This window comes from Methylotenera sp. E1MeOHC1 (genome assembly GCF_058745595.1).
In genome coordinates, this window is the sequence record NZ_CP196025.1 from 1,319,760 (window position 1) to 1,341,886 (window position 22,127).

Consider the following 22,127-nt stretch of genomic DNA (forward strand, 5'->3'; position numbering starts at 1 on the left):
TGTAGCACCTGTTATTTTTGGCGTTATTTTTGGGCGACCGCCTGCACTTTCTCCCAAATTATGCGATAATAAGAATTGTTATCATCTATAAAATGCATCCTTCAATCTATATGCAATTTTTATCACAATTAAAAGCTGGTCAACGTGCAGTTATCTCAGCAATAGAAGCTGAAGATTCACTGTTCCATCGCCTGACGGCGCTGGGGTTTCGCGTCGGCAAGCCTTTAAGCATCATGCGCCGCGCCAGTTTTAATGGCCCGATTCATGTGCGTCTTGGCACTACAGATGTCATTCTGCGCGTCACAGAAGCTGACCGTATTCAAATCAACGCAATATAAAGTTAAATAAATGAAGCGTATTGCGTTACTCGGTATGCCAAATACTGGAAAATCCACGCTATTCAATCGCATTAGCGGTGCCTCTGCGCGCGTAGGTAACTGGCCTGGCATCACAGTCGATTTACTGAGTGCAAAAATCTTACTCGGCGGCAATATTGTCGAACTGATTGATTTACCAGGTATTTACGATCTGCATGGTTTCTCAGAAGATGAACAAGTCGTTAGACACTTCATCACCAGTAACCCTGTTAATTTACTAGTGGTACTACTCAATAGTACGCAAATTGACCGCCAACTTTCACTGCTGCTGCAAATTAAAAAACTAGGCTTTCCTATTGTGCTTGCGCTCAATATGACGGACGAAGCTAAGCGCGCAGGTATTACCATCGACACAGAAGGTCTAAGCCAAACCCTAGGCCTCCCAGTGATTCAGATTAGTGCAAAATATGGTGATGGCTTACCTAAAGCACTGGCTGCCGCCACCGCTGTCATTAACCAGCAAGAGACGACCACTAACCCGCAAAGTATTGGCCTAATGCTCAAAGAAGAGCATGATATTGAGGATGAAATGCATGAGCTGATTCAGCACCATGTGCAGATTCCGACCACACTCACCGACGACGTTACTGACAAAATAGACAGAGTGTTATTGCACAAATGGTTGGGCTTACCACTATTTTTTGCCGCCATGTTTTTGCTGTTTCAATTTATCTTTGCAGTAGGCGCGCCGATACAAGATGGCTTAGCTTGGCTGTTAGACCTGCTGCGCACCGAGTTACTCAACCCACTTTTCACAAATGCACCTACATGGTTAAGTGGCTTGATGTTAGATGGTATTTATAATGGCGTAGCCACGGTTGCGGCATTTGTACCGATTATTATCTTATTCTTCTTAGTCATGTCGATGGTTGAAGACAGCGGCTATTTATCACGCGCAGCGTTTCTCATGGATGCCATCATGGCAAAAATGGGGCTAGATGGGCGCAGCTTTGTCATGATGCTGATGGGCTTTGGCTGCAACGTGCCGGCGATTATGGGTACGCGCATCATGCGCTCACGCAGCATGCGCCTACTCACCATGCTGGTGATACCGCTTTCATTATGCTCCGCCAGGATGCAGGTATTTATCTTTATGATTGCAGCGCTGTTTAGCCCAAGTAAAGCACCGTTAATCTTGTTCTCGCTGTACGTGATGAGCTTCTTCACCATGTTTTTAACTGCGCTTTTATTTCAAAACCAATATAAAAATACCGAGCCCTTTATTTTGGAGCTACCGCCTTACCGCTTCCCTACCCCACGTCAGATTGTGTTACGTGGCTGGCATGAAGTAAAACACTTTTTAAACCGCGCTAGTAAGTTCATTGTACTGGGCGTAGTACTGGTATGGCTGTTGACCAACTTCCCAAGCAACGTGGCGCCTGCAAGTATCGACACCTATGCAGGTCAAATCGGCGTATTCTTCACGCCAATACTAGACCCGATTGGCATTAATCACGAGCTTGCCATTGCCTTAATTTTTGGCTTTGTTGCGAAAGAAATTGTAGTCGGTGCACTAGCGGTCATTTACGGTCTGCAAGGTGATGCGCTCATGGCACAAATGGCAACCCAAATTGACTGGGTGCAAGCATTAAGCTTTATGCTGTTTACCTTGATTTACACCCCGTGCCTATCTACGATAGCCACGATTAAAAATGAATCCAAAAGCACTGCATTTATGTGGCTATCAATTGCTTGGTCTTTAGGTCTAGCATGGATTGTTAGCTTCATCTTCTATCAAAGTGCGCGCTTACTTGGCTACTAACTTCCGTTTTAATTTAGGCTTCAAATACGCCATATTCTCAATTAGCCACCATATTGATGACTAATTGAGAAACTCGGCACCTCACAAAACTTAACAAGCCTTACAATGTGACTTTAGCAATTACGCCCAATCTTCAGCCGCATTGAATCGTGACAAATCCATCCAATATCGTAAAATCACCTAAAGTTGCCATCATTGGCGGCGGCCCTGCCGGGCTAATGGCAGCAGAAACCTTAAGCCTAGCAGGCATCCACGTAGACTTATACGACGCGATGCCAAGCGTAGGCCGTAAATTTCTGATGGCAGGCAAAGGTGGCATGAACATCACCCATTCCGAAGCGCAAGCACCGTTTCTCGCGCGTTATGGCACGCGCCAGGTACAGATTGCACCACTACTAGATACCATGGGTCCACAAGCGCTGCGCGAATGGATACATGCGCTGGGAATTGACACTTTTGTCGGTTCTTCTGGTCGTGTATTTCCAACAGAGATGAAAGCCGCGCCGTTATTACGTGCTTGGTTACATCGTTTACGTGAAGCTGGCGTTAGCTTTCATATGCGTCACCGCTGGACAGGCTGGGACAACGGTAAACTAAAATTTAGCACACCAGATGGCGATATCATCACTGAAGCTGATGCAGTTGTGTTCGCCTTAGGTGGCGGCAGTTGGGCTCGACTGGGCTCTGATGGCGCCTGGGTAAACTTGTTTGGCGATCATGGCATCGCCGTATCCCCATTAAAGCCAGCCAATTGCGGGTTCAACACGCACTGGAGCGAGCACTTTACCTCCCGCTTTGCTGGCTCGCCGCTTAAGACGATTGCAATATCTATGTTAGATGAACACGCGCAGATACAACGCAAACAAGGTGAATGCATGATTACGGAAAATGGGATAGAAGGCGGCTTGATTTATGCACTTTCTGCCAATATCCGCAACACGATAGAGACTAGCGGCGAAGCGACCATACATTTAGACCTGCTACCTGACAGGTCGTTAGATCAAGTACTTGCTGACGTAAGCCACCCACGCGGCTCTCGTTCGCTATCAAGCCACCTCCAAAGCCGACTTGGTATCAAAGGCATTAAAGCCGGATTATTGCGTGAGTTAGTATCCGCACAAGACTATACACACCCAGTTAAGCTCAGCAACGCAATTAAAGCACTGCCGCTTAAGCTAACCTCAACACGTCCAATTGATGAAGCGATCAGCAGCGCTGGCGGGGTTAATTTTGAATGCTTAAATGAACACCTGATGATCAAGGCTTTGCCTGGTGTATTCTGTGCGGGAGAAATGCTAGACTGGGAAGCCCCCACTGGCGGTTATCTGCTCACGGCTTGCTTTGCATCTGGGCGTAGCGCGGGATTAGGGGTGATTGACTGGCTAAATGCTAATCACGCATATTAGTTAATCAAGCGTGACTCATTATATTGAGAACGTAATGACAATTATGTTCTAAACATAAAATAAACCGCCCCCATCAAGCAGAGCCCTGCCCATAAGAAGTCCAGCTTCATGGGCTGTTGCATATAAAAAACCGCAAATGGGACAAATACCACGAGCGTAATCACCTCTTGCAATATCTTCAACTGCGCGAGCGACATCACCGTAAACCCAATGCGGTTTGCTGGCACCTGAAATAAATACTCCAAGAGCGCAACACCCCAGCTCACCAGTGCAGCAATGATCCAAGGTTTATTATTGAGGTTTTTTAAATGGGCATACCAAGCAAACGTCATAAATACGTTGGAAATGGTAAGTAGCAGAATCGTTTTAAAAATGACGGGCATAAAACCAGACGAGCTTAAGTAAGGCTAGAATAATCAATCAACGATTACACGATGTACCAGATTGCAGGGCAAGTTTAGTAATATGATTGATGCATATTGACTCTTCATGCCCAGCGTAGAATTAAACAGCTGCTTCGCCTGTTTCACCCGTTCTGATACGTACCACTTGCTCTATGTTGCTTACAAAAATCTTACCGTCACCGATTTTACCAGTATGTGCAGCATTAATAATGGCATCCACAGCAGACTCAACAATTGCATCAGCTACCACTAACTCTAATTTAATTTTAGGCAGGAAATCAACCACATACTCAGCGCCACGGTATAGCTCTGTATGTCCTTTTTGACGACCGAAGCCTTTAACCTCTGTCACGGTTAAACCATTTACACCAATTTCAGATAACGCTTCACGCACTTCATCTAATTTGAATGGCTTAATAATCGCTTCGATTTTTTTCATACCGGCAAACTCCTAATAGTATTTAATTTCTATAATTTTATTGATTTACTACTTTAATACACTTACGTTGAAGCTTCAGTGGTGTTTCGCAATACTTGCTATGCTGACTACATACAGGCTAGTTTAATCTAGTTTTCCAATATTCGTTTAGCTTCGCAGTGATAGGGTAACGTCTGTCCTTACCAAACCCTTTGTCTGTGATACGTACGCCCACTGGCGACTGCCTGCGTTTATACTCATTGCGATCAATCATGGCAATCACACGATTAATATCTGCAATTGGGTAGCCTAGCGCAACAATGTCTGCCCGAGACAAATCATCTTCAACATAGGCTTCAATAATGCCATCCAACACGTCATAAGGTGGCAAGCTATCCTGATCCACTTGGTTTGCCCTAAGCTCAGCAGATGGCGGCCGTGTAATGATGCGCTCAGGAATCACCCTAGAGAGCTGATTACGATACGCACATAAGCGATAAACCAAGGTTTTAGGCACATCTTTCAATAAAGCAAAGCCGCCTGCCATGTCGCCATACAGCGTGCAGTAGCCAACTGCCATTTCGCTCTTATTGCCGGTTGTCACCACGATGCTGCCAAATTTATTGGATATTGCCATCAGCAACATGCCACGGATACGCGCCTGCAGGTTTTCTTCAGTAGCGTCAAATGGCATATCGCCAAACTGAGGTGACAGTGCAACTAAATAAGTTTCGTACAGCGGCTTAATCGCAATCTCACTATATTCTACGCCAACAATATCTGCCATTTCACGTGCGTCATTCACGCTCATATCCGCAGTAAACTCAGATGGCATCATTACTGCATGCACCTTGTCCGCACCGATGGCATCTACCGCCAATGCCAACGTTAAGGCAGAATCTACGCCACCGGAGAGGCCAATGACCACGCCAGGAAAACCATTTTTATTAATATAATCGGCAAGTCCTAATTTTAATGCTTTATAGACCGTTGCTTCAAGTGACAGGCTTTGCGTAACATCCCCATAGATGGGCTGGGCGTGGTCAAACTCAATCACCTCCAGTTGCGACTCAAATACATCCAACTCAGCAACAACTTCACCTTGCGCATTTAATACAAAAGAGGCGCCATCAAACACCAACTCATCTTGGCCGCCCACCATGTTGACATAAACCACTGGCAGATTATTTTCTACAGCGCGTTGCTTTAACACCTCAAACCGGGTGCTCTGCTTTTTCATATGATAAGGTGAGCCATTCATTGCAATTAATAGCTCAGCACCCGCCACCTTCGCCAACAATGCCGGCTTTGGCTCCCAGACATCGGCGCAAATTAATAAACCGACCTTAACTCCACAATGATTAAACACCAGCGCCTCAGAGCCCGGCGTGAAATAACGCTTTTCATCAAACACGCCATAATTAGGCAAGGCTTGCTTATGGTAAGTGGCAACTATGCTGCCACCCTCTAAAATGGAGGCTGCATTAAAACACTGGTCGCCCACTTGATGCGGATGCCCGACAATCACCGTCATATCTGACAATTGCTTGGCAAGCACAGCCAGTGCATCATCACAGGCCAGTAGAAAGTCTGGACGTAATAGTAAATCTTCAGGGGAGTAACCGCATAAGGAAAGCTCGGGCGTTACCACTAAAGTTGCGCCCTGCTCTTTAGCCATAGTGGCATAAGAAACGATTTTTTTTGCATTACCGGCTAAGTCTCCGACAATACAGTTGATTTGCGCGATTGCAATTTTCATTGATGAATAACTACTTTAATTTAGATAGAAACAAATCGCCTAGGCATCAATAGCTACCGCCAGCATCTTTAATCAATTTGATGATTTCAGTATGCTGCCCCTTAAGTGCATAAACCAAAGCCGTTAATCCATACTGATCTTTAGCCTTCACTTTTGCCTGATGATCGAGTAGCAATTTCACCATTTCAGCATCGCCATTATCAACAGCAATATGTAGCAACGGTGTGCCTTGTGAATCAAGATTATTCACATTCGCGCCAGCCATGACTAACACTTTCACCACCTCAATTTTTGCTTTTTTTACCGCCCAAGTGAGTGCAGTCCACTTGGTTGAGTCTTTCTGATTAACCTGCGCACCATGCTTAAGTAAAAAATCTACGACTGGAGCATGTCCTTCGCGCGCAGCAATCATCATTGCAGTAACGCCAAAGCTATCCTGCATGCTGACATCGGCTTTGTTCTCTAGCAATACTCGCACTGTTTCCACATCACCGCTTTTAGCAGCGTGCATTAATACCGTTTTGCCATCATCACTTTTGATATTAACATCTGCACCATGCTTAACTAGTAAAGCAACGGTTGCAGAATACCCAGAAGAGGCGGCTAAGCCAAAAGCACTCCAGCCTGCGCCATCTCTTGCGGCCGAATTAGCACCCAGCTCCAGTAGTTTTTTAACTGTAGCAACGTGATTCTTTTTCGCTGCATACATTAAAGCAGTCCAGGCATCGTTGTCCTTAGCGTTAATATCGGCACCTTTGGCAACAAGCGCAGCAACCACATCCGCGTTATCTTTACGCGCAGCATACATCAACGCAGTAATGCCCTCTTCGTCTTTGATATTAGGATTTGCGCCACTCGCCAGCATCGCATTGACGGTTGCTACATCACCCTTTGAAGCTGCCGTCAGCAAATAGGCAATATCCTCTGCCGCGTAAACCTGCGAAACAGACAGCAAGCCTGTAAACAGTAGGGTAAATAAGCGTATAGCCAATGTTTGCATAGGTTTCACTAAGTAATCGCTCTCTAAATCAAAGATTTTTCTGACGCATCGCTGCCAGCACAGCTTCACCCAAGCCCGCAGGAGAGCTTGCAACTACCGCACCTGCAATTTCCAAGGCTCGAATCTTATCTGCTGCTTTACCGCTACCGCCAGAAATAATCGCACCTGCATGACCCATACGTTTACCCGCTGGCGCAGTTTGGCCTGCAATATAAGCAGCCACTGGCTTACGTACATTGCTCTTAATAAACTCAGCCGCAGCTTCTTCATCTGAGCCACCGATTTCACCCACCATAATAATGGCTTCAGTTTCAGCATCGGCTTCAAACATTTCTAAGCACTCAATAAAATTAAGCCCTTTGATTGGGTCACCACCAATACCGACACAAGTGCTTTGACCCAAGTTCAATGCAGTGGTTTGATGCACCGCCTCATAGGTAAGCGTGCCTGAGCGTGACACCACGCCTACTTTGCCGCGCAAATGAATACTGCCAGGCATAATGCCGATTTTGCACTCATCTGGTGTAATCACGCCTGGGCAGTTTGGCCCGATTAAACGCGTACCATTGGCTTTCAATGCTGCTTTTACATTCAGCATATCTAAAACTGGGATACCTTCAGTAATACAGATAATCAGCTCGATACCTGCATCGCTAGCTTCTAAGATAGAGTCCGCCGCAAATGCCGGCGGCACATAAATCACACTGGCATTTGCGCCTGTAGTGCGCACCGCATCGCGCATGGTGTTAAATACTGGTAGGCCTAAGTGCAGCTGCCCACCCTTACCCGGAGTAACGCCACCGACCATTTTTGTACCATAAGCAAGTGCTTGCTCAGAGTGAAAAGTACCTTGTTTACCGGTGAAGCCTTGGCATAACACTTTTGTGTTTTTATTAACTAAGATACTCATGCTACCACCGCCTTTACTGCTTGCTGTGCAGCATCTGTTAAACCTTCAGCCGAAATAATATTAAGCCCGCTTGTTTGTAACATTTTTTTACCTAAATCCACATTCGTACCTTCTAAACGCACAATCACAGGGATTTGCATACCAACTTCACGCACCGCAGTAATAATGCCTTCTGCAATAATATCGCAACGCATAATACCGCCGAAAATATTCACTAAAATTGCTTTCACATTACTATCAGCCAAGATAATTTTAAACGCCTTGGCGACGGTTTCCGCTGTGGCACCACCGCCCACATCCAAAAAGTTAGCAGGCATGCCGCCATGTAGTTTAATCAAATCCATCGTCGCCATGGCTAGGCCAGCACCGTTAACCATACAGCCAATATTGCCGTTAAGCGCAATATAGTTTAATCCTGCATGATGGGCGACCGCTTCTTTGCTGTCCTCTTGACTCCAGTCACGTTGCTCGGCTAACGCTTTTTGACGATACAAAGCATTGTCATCTACGCTCATTTTGCAATCTAGTGCATAGAGCTTTCCGTCAGTGGTCACCACTAATGGATTAATTTCCAACAAAGCTAAATCATTATCTTTAAATAAGCGGTACAAACCTTTTAGCAGCTTGGTAAACGCGCCGATTTGGTCACCACTTAAGTCGAGCTTAAATGCTAAGTTACGTGCTTGGAAATCCACTAGGCCATTGAGCGGATCGCATACCTCTTGCAAGATTTTTTCTGGGCTAGTCTGTGCAATTTCTTCAATATCCATACCGCCAGCCACTGACGCCACCACCACTACACGCTCTAATGTTCTATCTACCAACATGGATAAATACAACTCGCGTGCGATAGGCAGTGTTTCTTCCACCAATACCTGATTCACAGGTTGCCCATCTGGCGCATTCTGATAAGTAACTAGCGTTTTGCCTAACAACTCACCCGCAACATTCTGCGCTTCAGCAGCAGACTTCACCACTTTAACACCGCCTGCTTTACCACGGCCGCCAGCATGTACTTGCGCTTTTACTACCCAGCCATCGCTGGCGATTTCGGTAGTTACGCCTACCGTTTCTTTCGCAACTGCAACAACTTGACCGCGAGGCACTGGAATACCATATTTTTGAAGTAGTGTTTTCGCTTGATACTCATGCAAATTCATAAAAATAGCTCGATTTAAAGGTTATGCACATTTTCTCGCAATTCAGAGAAATGCGCTAGCAAAGTAATGTAAGTTGATGCCATTAATCAAGTGGATAGTCGAGTGTATAATAAAACTTTACGTTCAGATTGTTTACTTATGCGTTTAGTTGTTCAAGGCAAGGCCATTACTTTTGCACATTTAGCTCATATTCACCAACTCTGCGCCTCTAGCGTGCAATTTGTTCAAATCGCGCAACATGGCTACTATCTGGCCAACCAGTCTGAAATAAACCCATCCGTTCAGCAGTTTTGTGCAGAACAAAAAATAGACTGCGCATATGTACAAAACGACCAGCTGATTCAACATTATGGCTTATGTGTCATGGATATGGATTCCACACTCATCAGCATCGAGTGCATCGACGAAATTGCGGATATGGTCGGCTTAAAACCACAAGTGGCCGCTATCACCGAACGCGCCATGCAAGGCGAGTTAGACTTTGCACAAAGCCTACGCGAGCGAGTGGCATTACTTAAAGGCTTACAAGAGTCAGACCTGATGCGCGTGCTGAACGAGCGCCTGCAGCTCAACCCTGGTGCCCAGCAGTGGATAGATAACTGTAAAGCAAACAATATCACCACACTATTGGTATCTGGTGGCTTTAACTTCTTTGCAGACCGGGTGAAGGCGATGTTAGGGCTGGATTACGCCGTTGCTAATACCTTGGAAATTATCGATGGCAAGCTCACAGGTAAGATTTTAGGTAATATTGTGGATGCACAAACCAAAGCGGATGAGTTAGTGAAACTGCGTGACCGTTTAGGCCTTAGTGCAACACAAACCATTGCCATTGGTGATGGTGCTAATGACCTGAAAATGATGTCTGCCGCCGGTGTCGGGATTGCGTACCATGCAAAACCAGTGGTGCAAGCGCAGGCAAGCTATGCGCTCAACCACATGGGCTTAGACGGCGTGATTAATTTATTCGCCAGCTAGTCAATCACAACAGCGCCAGCTCGGCTTCAGTAAAGCCTGCTTTGCGCCTAGCTTCTAAATTAAAAGGCTTACGCAAGGTTGGCGCGCTGTACTGCTGAGCCAACGCAGCATAAGTGGCAATCGGCTCTAATGCACGTTTGCTACACAGCCAATTAAACCAAACATTCCCAATCGCAACATGGCCAATCTCATCGCGCAGGATAATATCCAGAATTCCTGCCATGGCAACATCGCCAATTTGCGCAAATTTATTTCTTAACGCTGGGCTGGCATCTAACCCACGTGCCTCCATGGTGCGTGGCACCAGCGCCATTCTTGCTAACACATCATCTTGCGTACGTGCCACCATTTCCCACAGGCTGTCATGACCAGTAAAATCACCATACTGGTAACCAATGGTTTGCAGATGTGCATTGAGTAAACCAAAATGATAAGCTTCTTCAGCCGCCACTTTTAACCAATCCGCGTAATACTGCTGAGGCATACCGGCAAAGCGCCAAACGGCATCCAAGGCCAAATTAATCGCATTAAACTCAATATGCGCCAAGGCATGAATCAAGCCGGCACGCCCTTCCGCAGTGCGCATTGAGCGTTTACCTACTTCGAGTGGAGAAACTAACACCGGGAGCTCCGGACGACCTGGAATCGGCTGCGTAGACACCAGCTCACGCTCGGCATCCAGCACCAATTCGCCTGATTGCCATGATTGATACAGCGCAGCCACTGCGCTGGTTTTGTGTATAAGCTGGCAGTCAGCCAAGCAGCTGAGCGCTGCCTGCCTTAATTCTTGCATTGATGCTTTCCGTTCATTAAACCTTATTCCCTTAATGCTGGCGATTATTAATAATGATGCGATGTTGCTGGTTTAGCGCCATCTAACGCGATGAAATCTAACTCTCCCGCTTTCATATCCGGCACCAATAAATATCGCTCATCTTTGGTGATGGCAATATCTGCCGCAGATTGATAGCCCGCTTTAATCAGGGAAACATCCCCCATCATATTAACGCTAAAGACTTTGCCATTTTTCCAATCACTCACATACATCACACCGCTAGAGTGGTGCACTACACCATCGCCGCCACCAAAGCCCTCGGCTAAATCCGTAAGCTCCGCAGTCGATGTATTTAAGCTATACAGAATGCCAGAAGTGAAATCCACGTAAATCAAATTATTGCCAGTATCGTCTGCGAGCAAACCGTTAGGTGCCTTTACACGTGGATCTTGCGTATCTTTAATCAATAACTTAACTTCGCCACGCGGGGTAATTTTATATATCGCGCCGCCTTTACCCGTGTTAAATAAGTCGCCGCTATCGCTTACATACAAGTTGCCTTGCAAGTCTGCCTCAAGGTCATTTAAGAAAAGCGGCACATTGGGAAACGCCTCAGGCGCTACAAATACACTCACCTGCCCCTTAGCATTGATTTTGAGTATTTTGGTTTTATCGGCCACATATAAATAATCCCCGATAATTGCTAAGCCTTTAGGGTCATCTAAGTTGCTGGCAAATACAGAGACATTGCCACGCGGATCCACCACACTGATGCGGCCATCGCCATCTTTACCAAACTCATTAATTTCAGAGATAAATATCCTGCCATCTTTTGCCTGCACCGCAGATTCAGGCGTTTTTAACCCTGTGATTTTCTTTGAAGCATAGGTCAAAGCCTTTGTGGATTGGCACCCTGCCATCAACACACCTGCCATTACTAACACGCTTAATTTTATATAATTTCTTATCATGTTTATCCCCAAAAAAACTGCACTCAACCCACGACTCATGCAACAACAGCAGGTAACCTAGCTTAAAATGCCATCGCTCTCACTTTAGGTGTTGGAAACAAAGTCACCATACTGCAAGGTGTATTGCCAACTTGCGCGGGGCCGCTCATATATGTTTGCAAGGCGATATCTGCCTGCATTTGAGCAACTGCATCAGCAACAGCAAGCGTATAAGCTTTTTCTATCCAAGACTCAGGCTGTATGCCTAATACGCCATGTACTTGAGCGTGGCCAACATGGGTAGCCACATGCTCACCAACGCCTTTATAAGCGCTGGCCGTTACCTCTGCATAAAACATCTGCACTTGCGGGTTATAAAACAACTCCGGCTGCAACCAGACCAAGGCTTTAGCAGATTGATTGCCCTCACATACAGCCACATCTCCATATGCTGCTGTAAGCTTAGACATTGCAATTTTCTCAACAACAGGCCCTTGGTAAAACCAGTAATCTTGGTATGGATGCCAAAGCTTGATTGGATTTGTATAATCAACAGGCTGAATATACATCAACAGTTTAGATGACAACTTATTACCTACAGGCTCTGCTGCATATGCGTTAACGCTGCCACCTATGGCTAACAGCGCGATTAATTTAATTACATTCATTTTCATACAGTTTCTCTACTTAATTTTATAACTAATACGGTAAATCATATTGGCTTTATCATCCGATACATAAAGCGCACCATCCGCCCCTACCAAAACATCGACAGGCCGGCCCCACGCTTGTTGATTCGACAGCCAGCCGGTTGCAAAATCTTCCACTGTCAGTGGCTCGTTGGCCTTGAATTTTACTCTAACTAACTGATAACCAGCAGGCTGTTTACGGTTCCATGAGCCATGTAACGCCACAATAGCATCTGTTTTATAAGCTGACGGCCAATTGGCCTTGTCTAAAAAGGTAATGCCGATAGGAGTGGTATGTGCTTTAAAACTCACTGCTGGCGCTTGTGTGGTATCACAAAAACCAGCGGCACCCTTAAAGTTAGGGTCTTCAAACTGCGTACCAATTTCCTTGCTACCACCCCAACAATGAGGCCAGCCGTAATGTTTACCTGCCTCAATCTTATTTAAATGCTCAGGCGGCAATTCATCATTTACCGCACCGCCTAGTGTGCCACTGCGGTTATCCGCACCATTATTGGTAGCATACATCGCGCCAGTCAACGGGTGCCATGCAAAGCCTTGTGAGTTACGTAAACCACGTGCAAATATGGCAGACTGCTGGTGGCGCCCCAAGGTAGTTAATGCCCCTGCTGGCTTACCCTCAACGGTGTATCTGAGCATGGTCGCCCGCATCGGCTCATTTTCTATACAAACATTACAACTCGAGCCTACGTTGATATACAAAAAACCATCCGGCCCTAACCTAATGTTTTTAAGTGTATGCCCACCTGTAGGCAGGTTAGTAATAAAGGCTTGCGGTTTTGACCAGCCCTCACGCTCAGGGGTTACACGGACCACGCCATCTTGGTTGGCAATCAACAAGCTATCACCAACAAACGCGAGCCCTTGCGGCGCATTTAGGTTCTGCGCAACGGTTACCACCTCATCAGCAACACCATCTCGATTACGGTCTGGCAGCATGACTACACGGTTACTGCCGACGGTAGACGCATACAGATTACCTTTTGCATCCAGCGCCATCATCCTAGGGCCAGATAACTGCGCACCGTTTTTGGTATTAAAATCGACAAACACCTCAATTTTAAAACCGTCAGGCAAGTGAATACTGGATAAATCAGCAGAGCAAGCTGGCTGTACAGCAAGTAGCGTCAAGCCAGCGAGCAATGCTATGTATTTTTTAACTGTAAAAATAACCACTCCCAAAACATGATGCACCTTTAAATATTATTCTCTTACCGCAGACAAAACCCACAAGTTAGGTCAGCACATCAGACCATATATTATGGGCCCAAGCCTTAGCATAAGCGCCCTCTTTATCTGAAGGGGCGAGTGAAACACCGCCGCCTTCCGCCGATACCATAATCTTTTTTGCGGCATCGTATCGATACACATTGGCTACATGCATTGCCTGTTTGTCATCAACAAAACTGTAACAGGTGTTGGCAAATACCGGTGCAGGGTCAGGGCTTCTGCCCTGCATCAACTCCACAATCGCACTCGCGCAAACACGCGCTTGTGACGTTGCCATATGCGCAGATTTGGGTAAACCAGAGGCCACACTATCACCAATCACATGTACATTCGCGACTGTTTTAGATTCATAACTTAAAAAATCAACCTCGCACCATGGATAATCAGACGCGAGCAGATTTGCCATCTGTGCCGGCTTACCAGCACGCTGTGGAGGAATCACATTCAACACATCCGCCTTTACCTGTTCGAACTCCGTACTCACGGTTTTAGTTTGCACATCTACGGAGACAATTGCATTATCAGGGCGATAATCAATCATGCCGGCATAATTGTTAGCCCAAACTTTAGTAAAGAGGCCTTTTTTAGAAACAATTTCAGCATTAGCATCCAGCACAATAATCTTACTGTTAGGCTTATGTGCTTTCAAATAATAAGCTACTTGGCAAATACGCTCATAAGGCCCAGGCGGGCAACGATATGGTACTTTGGGGATAGTGATCACAAACACACCACCATTGGGCATAACTTCCAGCTGCTGCCGCAAATTAACGGTTTGCCAACCAGCCTTCCAAGCATGGGGAATCTGCTTTTGCGCTTCAGCAGTTTTTAGCTGCGGCAAATGGTCATAAATAAAATCTACGCCTGGCGCAACAATTAAACGGTCATAACTAATTTCGCCACGTTGCATCGTCACTTTTTTAGCATCGCTATTGATGCCAGTAACGGTATCTTGTACCCACTGTATGCCATGATGTTTTTTCAGCAAATCATAACCAAAGGTCAGGTCATTAATCTGCTGGCTACCACCTAACACTAAATTACTCAGCGGGCAGGACACGAACTGCGGTGACGGTTCAATCACCACCACTTCAATACTACCCATACTCCACATACGAATATATTTAGCGGCACTGGTACCGGCGTAGCCTCCACCAATCACAACGACACGACCAATCGGTGGTTTTTTACCCATCGCAACCGCATGTGGGGTGAACGCCAACGCGCCTAAGACGCCTACAGTCTTAATAAAATCACGGCGATTAAAATCAGCTGTGTTATTCATCCTGCACCGCCTTTAGCGTTTGTGGTTCTGGCATGGTGTGTTTCTCAGGTTTTTGACGTGAGAAATAATCTGCAAGCTGCTTAATTTCATCTAGCGTCAAACCATTTGCATGCCTGTGCATCACGGTCGCTGGACGCACACCTGTGCGGAAATCAAGCAAACGCTGCTCTATGTAAGCTTTATCTAGCCCCGCGAGTGCGGTTGCATCAAACTCAGCATTCATTTTCACCGCATTACCATTGGTACCATGGCATGCAGCACAGGAGGCCGCCAATGTTCGGGTATGCAAACTCTGCTGCGCATAAACAAAATCCTCAGCAGCTTTGCCCGGTAGAGGCAAAACAACTGAGGATATCAGTATAAAATTTAGAATAAATGTTTTCATGGGCTCTTCATCGTATTAGAAACACCACTACAAATAATCAAACTTACTACAACCAGACTATCTATGGCACCAATCCATAGTGACTAGTGCCAAGAGACCAAGTTCAATTGATTAGAAACACTTCTCTTCTAAACAGCCATCATCTCTCACGCCAAGTGAGGTGAGTAACTCTACCATCTTAGTACTACCCTCATCACGCACGGCACGAATAATAGAAACATCAGCACGCATTTTAATATTAACGTCAGCACCTTTAGCCGCTAGCAATTTCACCACATCAGAATAACCACCAAACGCCGCCATATGAAAAGCCGTGTTTTTGCTGATCGGATGTTGGTAGTTAAGGTCAGCACCACGTTCAATTAATAACTCAACGACTTTAAGCTGGCCTTTAGTTGCAGCAATTTGTAATGCAGACCAGCCGAAAAACTTGTCATTTGGTTTAGCATTGGTATCCAAATACTTTTTAACAAGCTTCACATTGCCATCACGCAAAGCCTCGGTATAACGCATATGGTCATCGTCGCTCAGTTCTGCCATGGATGCGATTGGGTAAAAAAGGGCTAATGCTAAAACAAGTGTTCTAAAAAAATTCATGCTGCTTTTCTCCAAAGTCATTTATTAAAATTTATTTTTGTCACTATTAAAACCGTATAGACCAAAATAATTACTTTTAAGGTCTATTTAAAGCCATTATTAACAGAGCCCCAATTAGCAGAGCCCTGTCCATCAAACCCATATTTAAGCAATGTATTTTCTTGCATTGCGGAACATACGAATCCAAGCACTATCTTCAGCATCATCGCAACGTTGCCATGTATTCTGCACGTTGCGAATCACACGTTCAGGATGTGGCATCATAATACTAAAACGCCCGTCCGTGCTGGTTAATCCAGTGACCCCTTGTGGTGAGCCGTTAGGATTCAACGGGTACACTTCGGTAGGTGTTGATGCATGGTCAATGAAACGCATCGTCACTAATTTTTGTGCTAACAGCTCATTGACAGCATTTGGCTGAGAAAATTCCGCAAAACCTTCACCATGTGCCACAGCAATTGGCATTTTGCTGCCAGCCATGCCATTAAAGAAGATAGATGGAGACGCTAAAACTTCAACCATGCTGAGGCGTGCTTCAAATTGTTCTGATTTATTTTTCACAAAATGTGGCCAATGTGCCGCGCCTGGAATCAACTCGCGCAGATTACTCATCATTTGGCAGCCGTTACATACACCAAGCGCAAAACTATCTTGGCGATCAAAGAACGCAGAGAACTCATCACGTGCACGTGCGTTAAACAGGATAGACTTAGCCCAGCCCTCACCCGCGCCAAGCACGTCACCATAAGAGAAGCCACCGCAGGCAACCACACCCGCAAAGTCTTTCAGAGATACACGGCCGGCAATAATATCGCTCATATGTACGTCATAAGCGGCAAAACCAGCGCGGTCAAATGACGCAGCCATTTCCACATGGCCGTTCACGCCTTGCTCACGCAAGATAGCCATTTTAGGACGCGCACCAGTTGCAATGTAAGGCGCGGCAATATTTTCACTTGGGTTAAATGTTAATTCTGCAAACAAACCACGGTCAGCATCGTTCAGCAATCTATCGTACTCTTGCTGTGCACTTACTGGGTTATCACGCAGCTTTTGCATATGGTAAGTAGTTTCAGACCACATACGGTGCAAGTTAACGCGCGTATCGGCAAACACTACTTGGCCATTTTGTTTAATCTCAATTTGGTTAGCTGTAGTCACTTCTGCCACTACATGTGCCAAGCCGTTAAACTGAGCAACTACTGCTTGCGTATCTTCTGCACGTACCTGAATCACCGCACCAAGCTCTTCGTTGTATAACGCCTCAACCAAGCTGCCTGGCAAGCTAGATACGTCTGCGCTCAAACCACAGTGACCAGCAAATGCCATCTCAACCAAGGTGGTAAATAAGCCACCGTCAGAACGGTCATGGTAAGCCAGAATCTTGCCTGATTTATTCAACTGCTGAATCGTATTGAAGAAATGCTTAAGTTGATTTGCATCATCCACATCCGGTGCAACATTGCCCACTTCACCATATACCTGAGCTAGACTTGAGCCGCCCATACGGTTTTTACCTGCGCCCAAATCAATTAAAATCAATTGTGAGGCAATGCCAGTTTGCAACTGTGGGGTTAATGTTTTACGTGCATCTGGCGTTGCAGCAAATGCTGTTACCACCAATGAAATTGGTGAGGTCACAGACTTATTCTCGCCGTCGTCATTCCATACGGTTTTCATACTCATGGAGTCTTTACCCACTGGGATGCTTACACCCAATTGTGGGCATAACTCCATACCCACCGCTTTCACTGTTTCAAACAGTGCAGCATCTTCGCCAGCATGTCCAGCTGGCGCCATCCAGTTAGCTGAAAGTTTCAAGTCGCTGATGTCGTCAATCAAGCTGGCTGCGATATTGGTAATAGATTCACCAATCGCCATACGGCCAGAAGCCGGTGCGTTCACCAATGCTAACGGTGCTTTTTCGCCAATGGCAAAAGCTTCACCGCGGTAGGTTTCATAGCCTGCCAAGGTCACGCCAACGTCCGCCACTGGCACTTGCCATGGGCCAACCATTTGCTCACGCGCCACCAAGCCAGTCACTGAGCGGTCACCAATCGTAATCAAGAAAGTTTTATCGGCAACGCCCGGCAAACGCAACACACGTGCTGCTGCATCTTTTAAATCTACCTTGCTCGTGTCAAACGCTTTCAGCACTGCTGCTGCGCTTTTCACATCACGCGTCATTTTTGGCGGTTTACCTAGCAATACAGATAAATCCATATCTACTGGTTTATTGTCAAAATGACTATCAGCCACCGTTAAGTGACGCTCTTCTGTGGCGTAACCTACCACCGCGTAAGGACAACGCTCACGTGCACAAATCTCTTTAAAGCGCGGCAAATCTTCTTGCGCAATCGCCATCACGTAACGCTCTTGCGCCTCGTTGCTCCAAAGCTCGCGTGGAGACATGCCCGGCTCTTCATTGTTTACATCGCGTAATTGGAATATCGCACCCACGCCGGCATCGTTCACTAGCTCTGGGAATGCATTAGAAATACCACCCGCACCTACGTCATGAATACTTAAAATCGGGTTGTTTTCACCCAACTGCCAGCAGCGGTCGATTACTTCTTGCGCTCTGCGCTCTAGTTCAGGGTTACCGCGTTGTACAGAATCAAAGTCCAAATTCTCTACGTTGCTGCCGGTATCCATACTGGAAGCAGCACCACCGCCCAAGCCAATCAACATCGCAGGGCCACCCAATTGAATCAATACCGCACCTGGTGGGATTGGGTTCTTTTTAGAGTGTTGCGCAGAGATATTACCAATACCGCCTGCCAACATAATCGGCTTATGATAGCCACGCACCTCAGCATTACCATTGGCGCTTGGCGCTTCAATTTCCAAAGTACGGAAATAGCCAGTAATGTTAGGACGACCAAACTCATTGTTATAAGCAGCACCGCCTAATGGGCCATCCACCATAATCTGTAATGGTGAAGCAATGCGGTTAGGTTTACCGTAAGCCTCTGACTCCCAAGGCTGGGTAAAGTTAGGGATATTTAAATTAGATACAGAGAAGCCAGTTAAACCTGCTTTAGGTTTAGAGCCGCTACCGGTTGCACCTTCGTCGCGGATTTCACCGCCGGCACCAGTCGCTGCACCCGCAAATGGAGAGATTGCGGTTGGGTGGTTATGCGTTTCCACCTTCATCAAGAAGTGCATATCTTCTTCAATAAAGCGGTACGCGCCATTTTCTGCCGGGTAAAAACGTTTAGTTGGCTCGTTAGCTTGCTGACCCGCCACGATTGAAGCATTATCAGAGTAAGCCACCACAGTTTTACCTGGGTTTAATTTGTGTGTGTTGCGAATCATGGCAAACAAGGACAACTCTTGTTGCTCGCCATCAATCACCCAATCTGCATTAAAGATTTTATGACGGCAATGCTCAGAGTTTGCCTGCGCAAACATCATTAACTCAACGTCGGTTGGGTTACGTTGCATTCTAGTGAAGTTATCAAAAAGATAATCCACTTCATCCGGTGATAGCGCCAAGCCCATTTCGTTGTTCGCTTGGTTTAGCGCAGCTTTACCGCCCTGCAACACATCAATCGTACTTAATGGTTTAGGTGTATCGGTATGGAATAACTTGCCAGCGTCCTGTTTGTTCGCAAATACGTTTTCTGTCATGCGGTCATGAATCAATGGCAACAACAATTGGCGCTCATCAGCGCTTAAAGGCTGGCCGCTTTTGGTTTGCACATAGTAAGCAATACCACGCTCTACGCGCTGTGTTTCAGGCAAGCCGCAATGTTGCACGATGTCTGTAGCACGTGATGCCCAAGGAGAAATCGTCCCCACGCGCGGCAACACCAGAATAAACTCGCCATTTGGCTCTTCAGCCTGCATGCTAGGGCCGTAGGTCAAAATCTGATTCAGCGTATTTTCTTGCTGGGCTGACAACGCACCATCTACCCATACAAAATGCCAGAACTCAGCGTAAATATGCCCAATGTTTGGACAGATTTCATTCAGTTTATTTTGAATTTTTTCAATTCTGAAAGGTGATAAAGCAGCACTGCCACGCAGGCTGATCATTTGTGTGTTTGGATTAGATTGGCTCATTAAACTCAGCTAAATATCAAGGACAAGAATAAACCGAGATTTTAACAGATTAGCGCGTGTTAAGTCGCTAATCTGTCAGGCAAATTAATCAAGATATTTTGAGTTAGGTACGCAACGCAAAAAACTGTATTAGAGATTAAATATACGCTTAAAGCTTGCCTGATGAAATCTAACAGAACCCTAGGTTTTACTGGTTAACCACTGCCGGCGCCAAAAGATGGTCAGCATCACCAGCGCGATGCTCAGCATTAAGCCCATTGCCCACCAAAAGCCGTCTTTATCAGCCAGCCATGGCATCTCATGAAAGTTCATACCAAAAATACCGGCAATCAGTGTTGCTGGCATAAACAGCATTGCCACCACGGTTAAGGCACGCACCTCTAGGTTAACGCGTTGGCTTACGCTCGCCATGTAAATATCCATCATGCCGCTTAATGCATCGCGGATAGATTCTAGCGACTCAATAAAACTCACGGTATGATCGTACACATCGCGCAGATACGGCATGGTAGTGGGTTTGAAAAAATCATTTTCGTTACGGGTTAAGGTGTTAATCACCTCACGCAGCGGCCACACGGCGCGGCGCAGCTCAATGCTCACATGCTTAAGCTGATGAATCGCATGCAGCTCCGTATTGGTTGGTTTACGCAGCAGCACCTCTTCAAGCGCCTCGCTCGCATCACCCACCGCCTCCAGCACGCTAAAGTACCTATCCACCACGCTATCTAGCAACGCGTAGGCTAAGTAATCTACGCCCAACTCACGAATATGCGCACGGCTTGCACGCATGCGCGTTCTCACTGGCTCAAAATTACCGGTAGAGCGCTCTTGAAACGTGAGCAAGTAATCTCGCCCTAATACAAAGCTCACCTGCTCAGAATCCATCGCCATCGCAAGTTTGTCATACCTAAAGCAACGGGTTTCCATGAACACATAATCATCAAACTCGTCTATTTTCGGGCGCTGCTCGGTATTGAGAATGTCTTCCTGTACCAAGGGGTGCAAGTGGAATAAGTCGCCAATTTGCTTAATCAGCGTAGCATCATGCACACCGTGCACATTCAACCAAACCTTCTTGCCAGCACTGGTGTAATCGCTTAAGTTAAAGCTGGCAAGCGCCTCGGCAGTTAACACTTGCTCGGTCAACTCTGCGGCGTCATAAGCCATTACGCTTACGATAGGCTTAGCTACTTCTGCGGCATCTGCATCCATGCTACCCACATAGACTAGCGAGCCCGGCGCCATACCAATTTTTGTAGAAAGATGCTTTTTAGGTTTACGCCGTTTTTTCATTGATTAACCTGACTTATATTTAAGTGCATATATTTAAGCACTTATACATTAAGTGCCCGTGTAACAAACACTTGTGTATTAAGCGCTTATGCTTTAAACGCCTCGCCTATCGCCATAAAGTTACCACCTGCCACATGGTGTATGGTGCGTAACTCATCATGTCCTTCAAAATGCCAGTGCCCGTCTGAGAACACACGCTCATCCGCATGCGCCGCGACCACTTCGCCTAAAAACAAATCATAAGTATTCTGAATATGCGGCTCGGCAATCAGCTTGCACTCCAGCCAAGCCACGCAGCCCGTGACTAGGGGTGCGGCAATCTTGCTGGCAGCAAACGTGGGTAAATCAAACGCGGCAAACTTATTATCCGCATCTTTTCCTAATAGCTCACGCCCTGAGCTAGCGCCCACCCGCACCACCATCTCTGCCTGCGCACGGCATGGCACGTTAATGGCAAAACTGCCAGAAGCCTCTATCAGCTCACGCGTATAAGTTTTTTTATCAATGACGATAGCGATTTTAGGTGGGTCAAAATCCAGCGGCATATTCCATGCGGCCGCCATGATATTGAGCTGTTCACCGTGAGCAGCGGTGACAAGCACGGTGGGACCGTGATTGAGGAGGCGGTAGGATTGACCGAGTAGTATCTTGATAGGCATG

General features: G+C 46.3%; 20 protein-coding genes. 4 read left to right on the plus strand and 16 right to left on the minus strand.

Going from position 1 to position 22,127, the window contains the following annotated elements:
• Positions 1 to 110: 110 nt before the first annotated feature.
• The 3 genes from ACSSU7_RS06000 to ACSSU7_RS06010 all read left to right on the plus strand — a co-directional run bounded on the left by ACSSU7_RS06000 (position 111) and on the right by ACSSU7_RS06010 (position 3,545).
• The gene (locus tag ACSSU7_RS06000; RefSeq protein ID WP_294840147.1) at positions 111 to 338 is read left to right on the plus strand and encodes a FeoA family protein; all 228 of its coding nucleotides are present in this window, start codon (positions 111 to 113) and stop codon (positions 336 to 338) included.
• Positions 339 to 348: 10 nt separating this feature from the next.
• Positions 349 to 2,139 (plus strand): ferrous iron transport protein B, encoded by a 1,791-nt coding sequence (gene feoB / locus ACSSU7_RS06005; protein WP_492515681.1) that lies wholly within the window; start codon positions 349 to 351, stop codon positions 2,137 to 2,139.
• A gap of 149 nt (positions 2,140 to 2,288) precedes the next feature.
• Entirely contained in the window at positions 2,289 to 3,545 is a 1,257-nt protein-coding gene (locus ACSSU7_RS06010; RefSeq protein WP_492515682.1) for a TIGR03862 family flavoprotein, read from the plus strand.
• Between the two features lie 41 nt (positions 3,546 to 3,586).
• Here ACSSU7_RS06010 and ACSSU7_RS06015 read toward each other — a convergent pair whose 3' ends face one another.
• The 6 genes from ACSSU7_RS06015 to sucC all read right to left on the minus strand — a co-directional run bounded on the left by ACSSU7_RS06015 (position 3,587) and on the right by sucC (position 9,196).
• Complete coding sequence (locus ACSSU7_RS06015) at positions 3,587 to 3,928, minus strand: DMT family protein (protein ID WP_492515683.1); 342 nt, start codon at positions 3,926 to 3,928, stop codon at positions 3,587 to 3,589.
• 121 nt (positions 3,929 to 4,049) lie between these two features.
• Positions 4,050 to 4,388 (minus strand): P-II family nitrogen regulator, encoded by a 339-nt coding sequence (locus ACSSU7_RS06020; RefSeq protein ID WP_492515684.1) that lies wholly within the window; start codon positions 4,386 to 4,388, stop codon positions 4,050 to 4,052.
• Positions 4,389 to 4,506: 118 nt separating this feature from the next.
• A complete protein-coding gene (locus ACSSU7_RS06025) occupies positions 4,507 to 6,126 on the minus strand; it encodes an NAD+ synthase (RefSeq protein ID WP_492515685.1) in 1,620 nt (539 codons plus the stop codon).
• Between the two features lie 46 nt (positions 6,127 to 6,172).
• Positions 6,173 to 7,126, minus strand: a complete 954-nt coding sequence (locus ACSSU7_RS06030) for an ankyrin repeat domain-containing protein (RefSeq protein ID WP_492515686.1) — start codon at positions 7,124 to 7,126, stop codon at positions 6,173 to 6,175.
• A 28-nt stretch (positions 7,127 to 7,154) separates the two neighbouring features.
• The gene (gene sucD, locus ACSSU7_RS06035; RefSeq protein ID WP_492515687.1) at positions 7,155 to 8,036 is read right to left on the minus strand and encodes a succinate--CoA ligase subunit alpha; all 882 of its coding nucleotides are present in this window, start codon (positions 8,034 to 8,036) and stop codon (positions 7,155 to 7,157) included.
• Entirely contained in the window at positions 8,033 to 9,196 is a 1,164-nt protein-coding gene (sucC, locus tag ACSSU7_RS06040) for an ADP-forming succinate--CoA ligase subunit beta (protein ID WP_486210947.1), read from the minus strand. The genes sucD and sucC overlap by 4 nt, the downstream gene beginning before the upstream one ends.
• Before the next feature lie 138 nt (positions 9,197 to 9,334).
• On the opposite strand from sucC, the gene serB reads away from it, so the two are divergent.
• Complete coding sequence (gene serB, locus ACSSU7_RS06045; protein ID WP_492515688.1) at positions 9,335 to 10,174, plus strand: phosphoserine phosphatase SerB; 840 nt, start codon at positions 9,335 to 9,337, stop codon at positions 10,172 to 10,174.
• A 4-nt stretch (positions 10,175 to 10,178) separates the two neighbouring features.
• On the opposite strand, the gene ACSSU7_RS06050 is transcribed toward serB, so the two are convergent.
• The 10 genes from ACSSU7_RS06050 to ACSSU7_RS06095 all read right to left on the minus strand — a co-directional run bounded on the left by ACSSU7_RS06050 (position 10,179) and on the right by ACSSU7_RS06095 (position 22,126).
• Complete coding sequence (locus ACSSU7_RS06050; RefSeq protein WP_492515689.1) at positions 10,179 to 10,967, minus strand: ferritin-like domain-containing protein; 789 nt, start codon at positions 10,965 to 10,967, stop codon at positions 10,179 to 10,181.
• Between the two features lie 47 nt (positions 10,968 to 11,014).
• Entirely contained in the window at positions 11,015 to 11,869 is an 855-nt protein-coding gene (locus tag ACSSU7_RS06055) for an SMP-30/gluconolactonase/LRE family protein (protein WP_492515690.1), read from the minus strand.
• Between the two features lie 113 nt (positions 11,870 to 11,982).
• Positions 11,983 to 12,573 carry a hypothetical protein gene (locus ACSSU7_RS06060; protein WP_492515691.1) on the minus strand — a complete coding sequence of 197 codons (591 nt, stop codon included), beginning with the start codon at positions 12,571 to 12,573 and terminating at the stop codon, positions 11,983 to 11,985.
• Positions 12,574 to 12,582: 9 nt separating this feature from the next.
• Complete coding sequence (locus ACSSU7_RS06065; RefSeq protein WP_492515692.1) at positions 12,583 to 13,785, minus strand: PQQ-dependent sugar dehydrogenase; 1,203 nt, start codon at positions 13,783 to 13,785, stop codon at positions 12,583 to 12,585.
• 58 nt (positions 13,786 to 13,843) lie between these two features.
• A complete protein-coding gene (locus ACSSU7_RS06070; RefSeq protein WP_492515693.1) occupies positions 13,844 to 15,124 on the minus strand; it encodes an FCSD flavin-binding domain-containing protein in 1,281 nt (426 codons plus the stop codon).
• Positions 15,117 to 15,509: a c-type cytochrome gene (locus tag ACSSU7_RS06075; RefSeq protein ID WP_492515694.1), complete on the minus strand. Its 393-nt coding sequence runs from the start codon at positions 15,507 to 15,509 to the stop codon at positions 15,117 to 15,119. The genes ACSSU7_RS06070 and ACSSU7_RS06075 overlap by 8 nt, the downstream gene beginning before the upstream one ends.
• Positions 15,510 to 15,620: 111 nt before the next feature.
• Positions 15,621 to 16,106 (minus strand): ankyrin repeat domain-containing protein, encoded by a 486-nt coding sequence (locus ACSSU7_RS06080; protein WP_492515695.1) that lies wholly within the window; start codon positions 16,104 to 16,106, stop codon positions 15,621 to 15,623.
• Between the two features lie 144 nt (positions 16,107 to 16,250).
• Positions 16,251 to 20,174 carry a phosphoribosylformylglycinamidine synthase gene (purL, locus tag ACSSU7_RS06085; protein WP_492515696.1) on the minus strand — a complete coding sequence of 1,308 codons (3,924 nt, stop codon included), beginning with the start codon at positions 20,172 to 20,174 and terminating at the stop codon, positions 16,251 to 16,253.
• Positions 20,175 to 20,354: 180 nt separating this feature from the next.
• The gene (corA, locus tag ACSSU7_RS06090) at positions 20,355 to 21,467 is read right to left on the minus strand and encodes a magnesium/cobalt transporter CorA (RefSeq protein WP_492515697.1); all 1,113 of its coding nucleotides are present in this window, start codon (positions 21,465 to 21,467) and stop codon (positions 20,355 to 20,357) included.
• 86 nt (positions 21,468 to 21,553) lie between these two features.
• Entirely contained in the window at positions 21,554 to 22,126 is a 573-nt protein-coding gene (locus tag ACSSU7_RS06095; RefSeq protein ID WP_492515698.1) for a flavin reductase family protein, read from the minus strand.
• Position 22,127 lies beyond the last annotated feature (1 nt).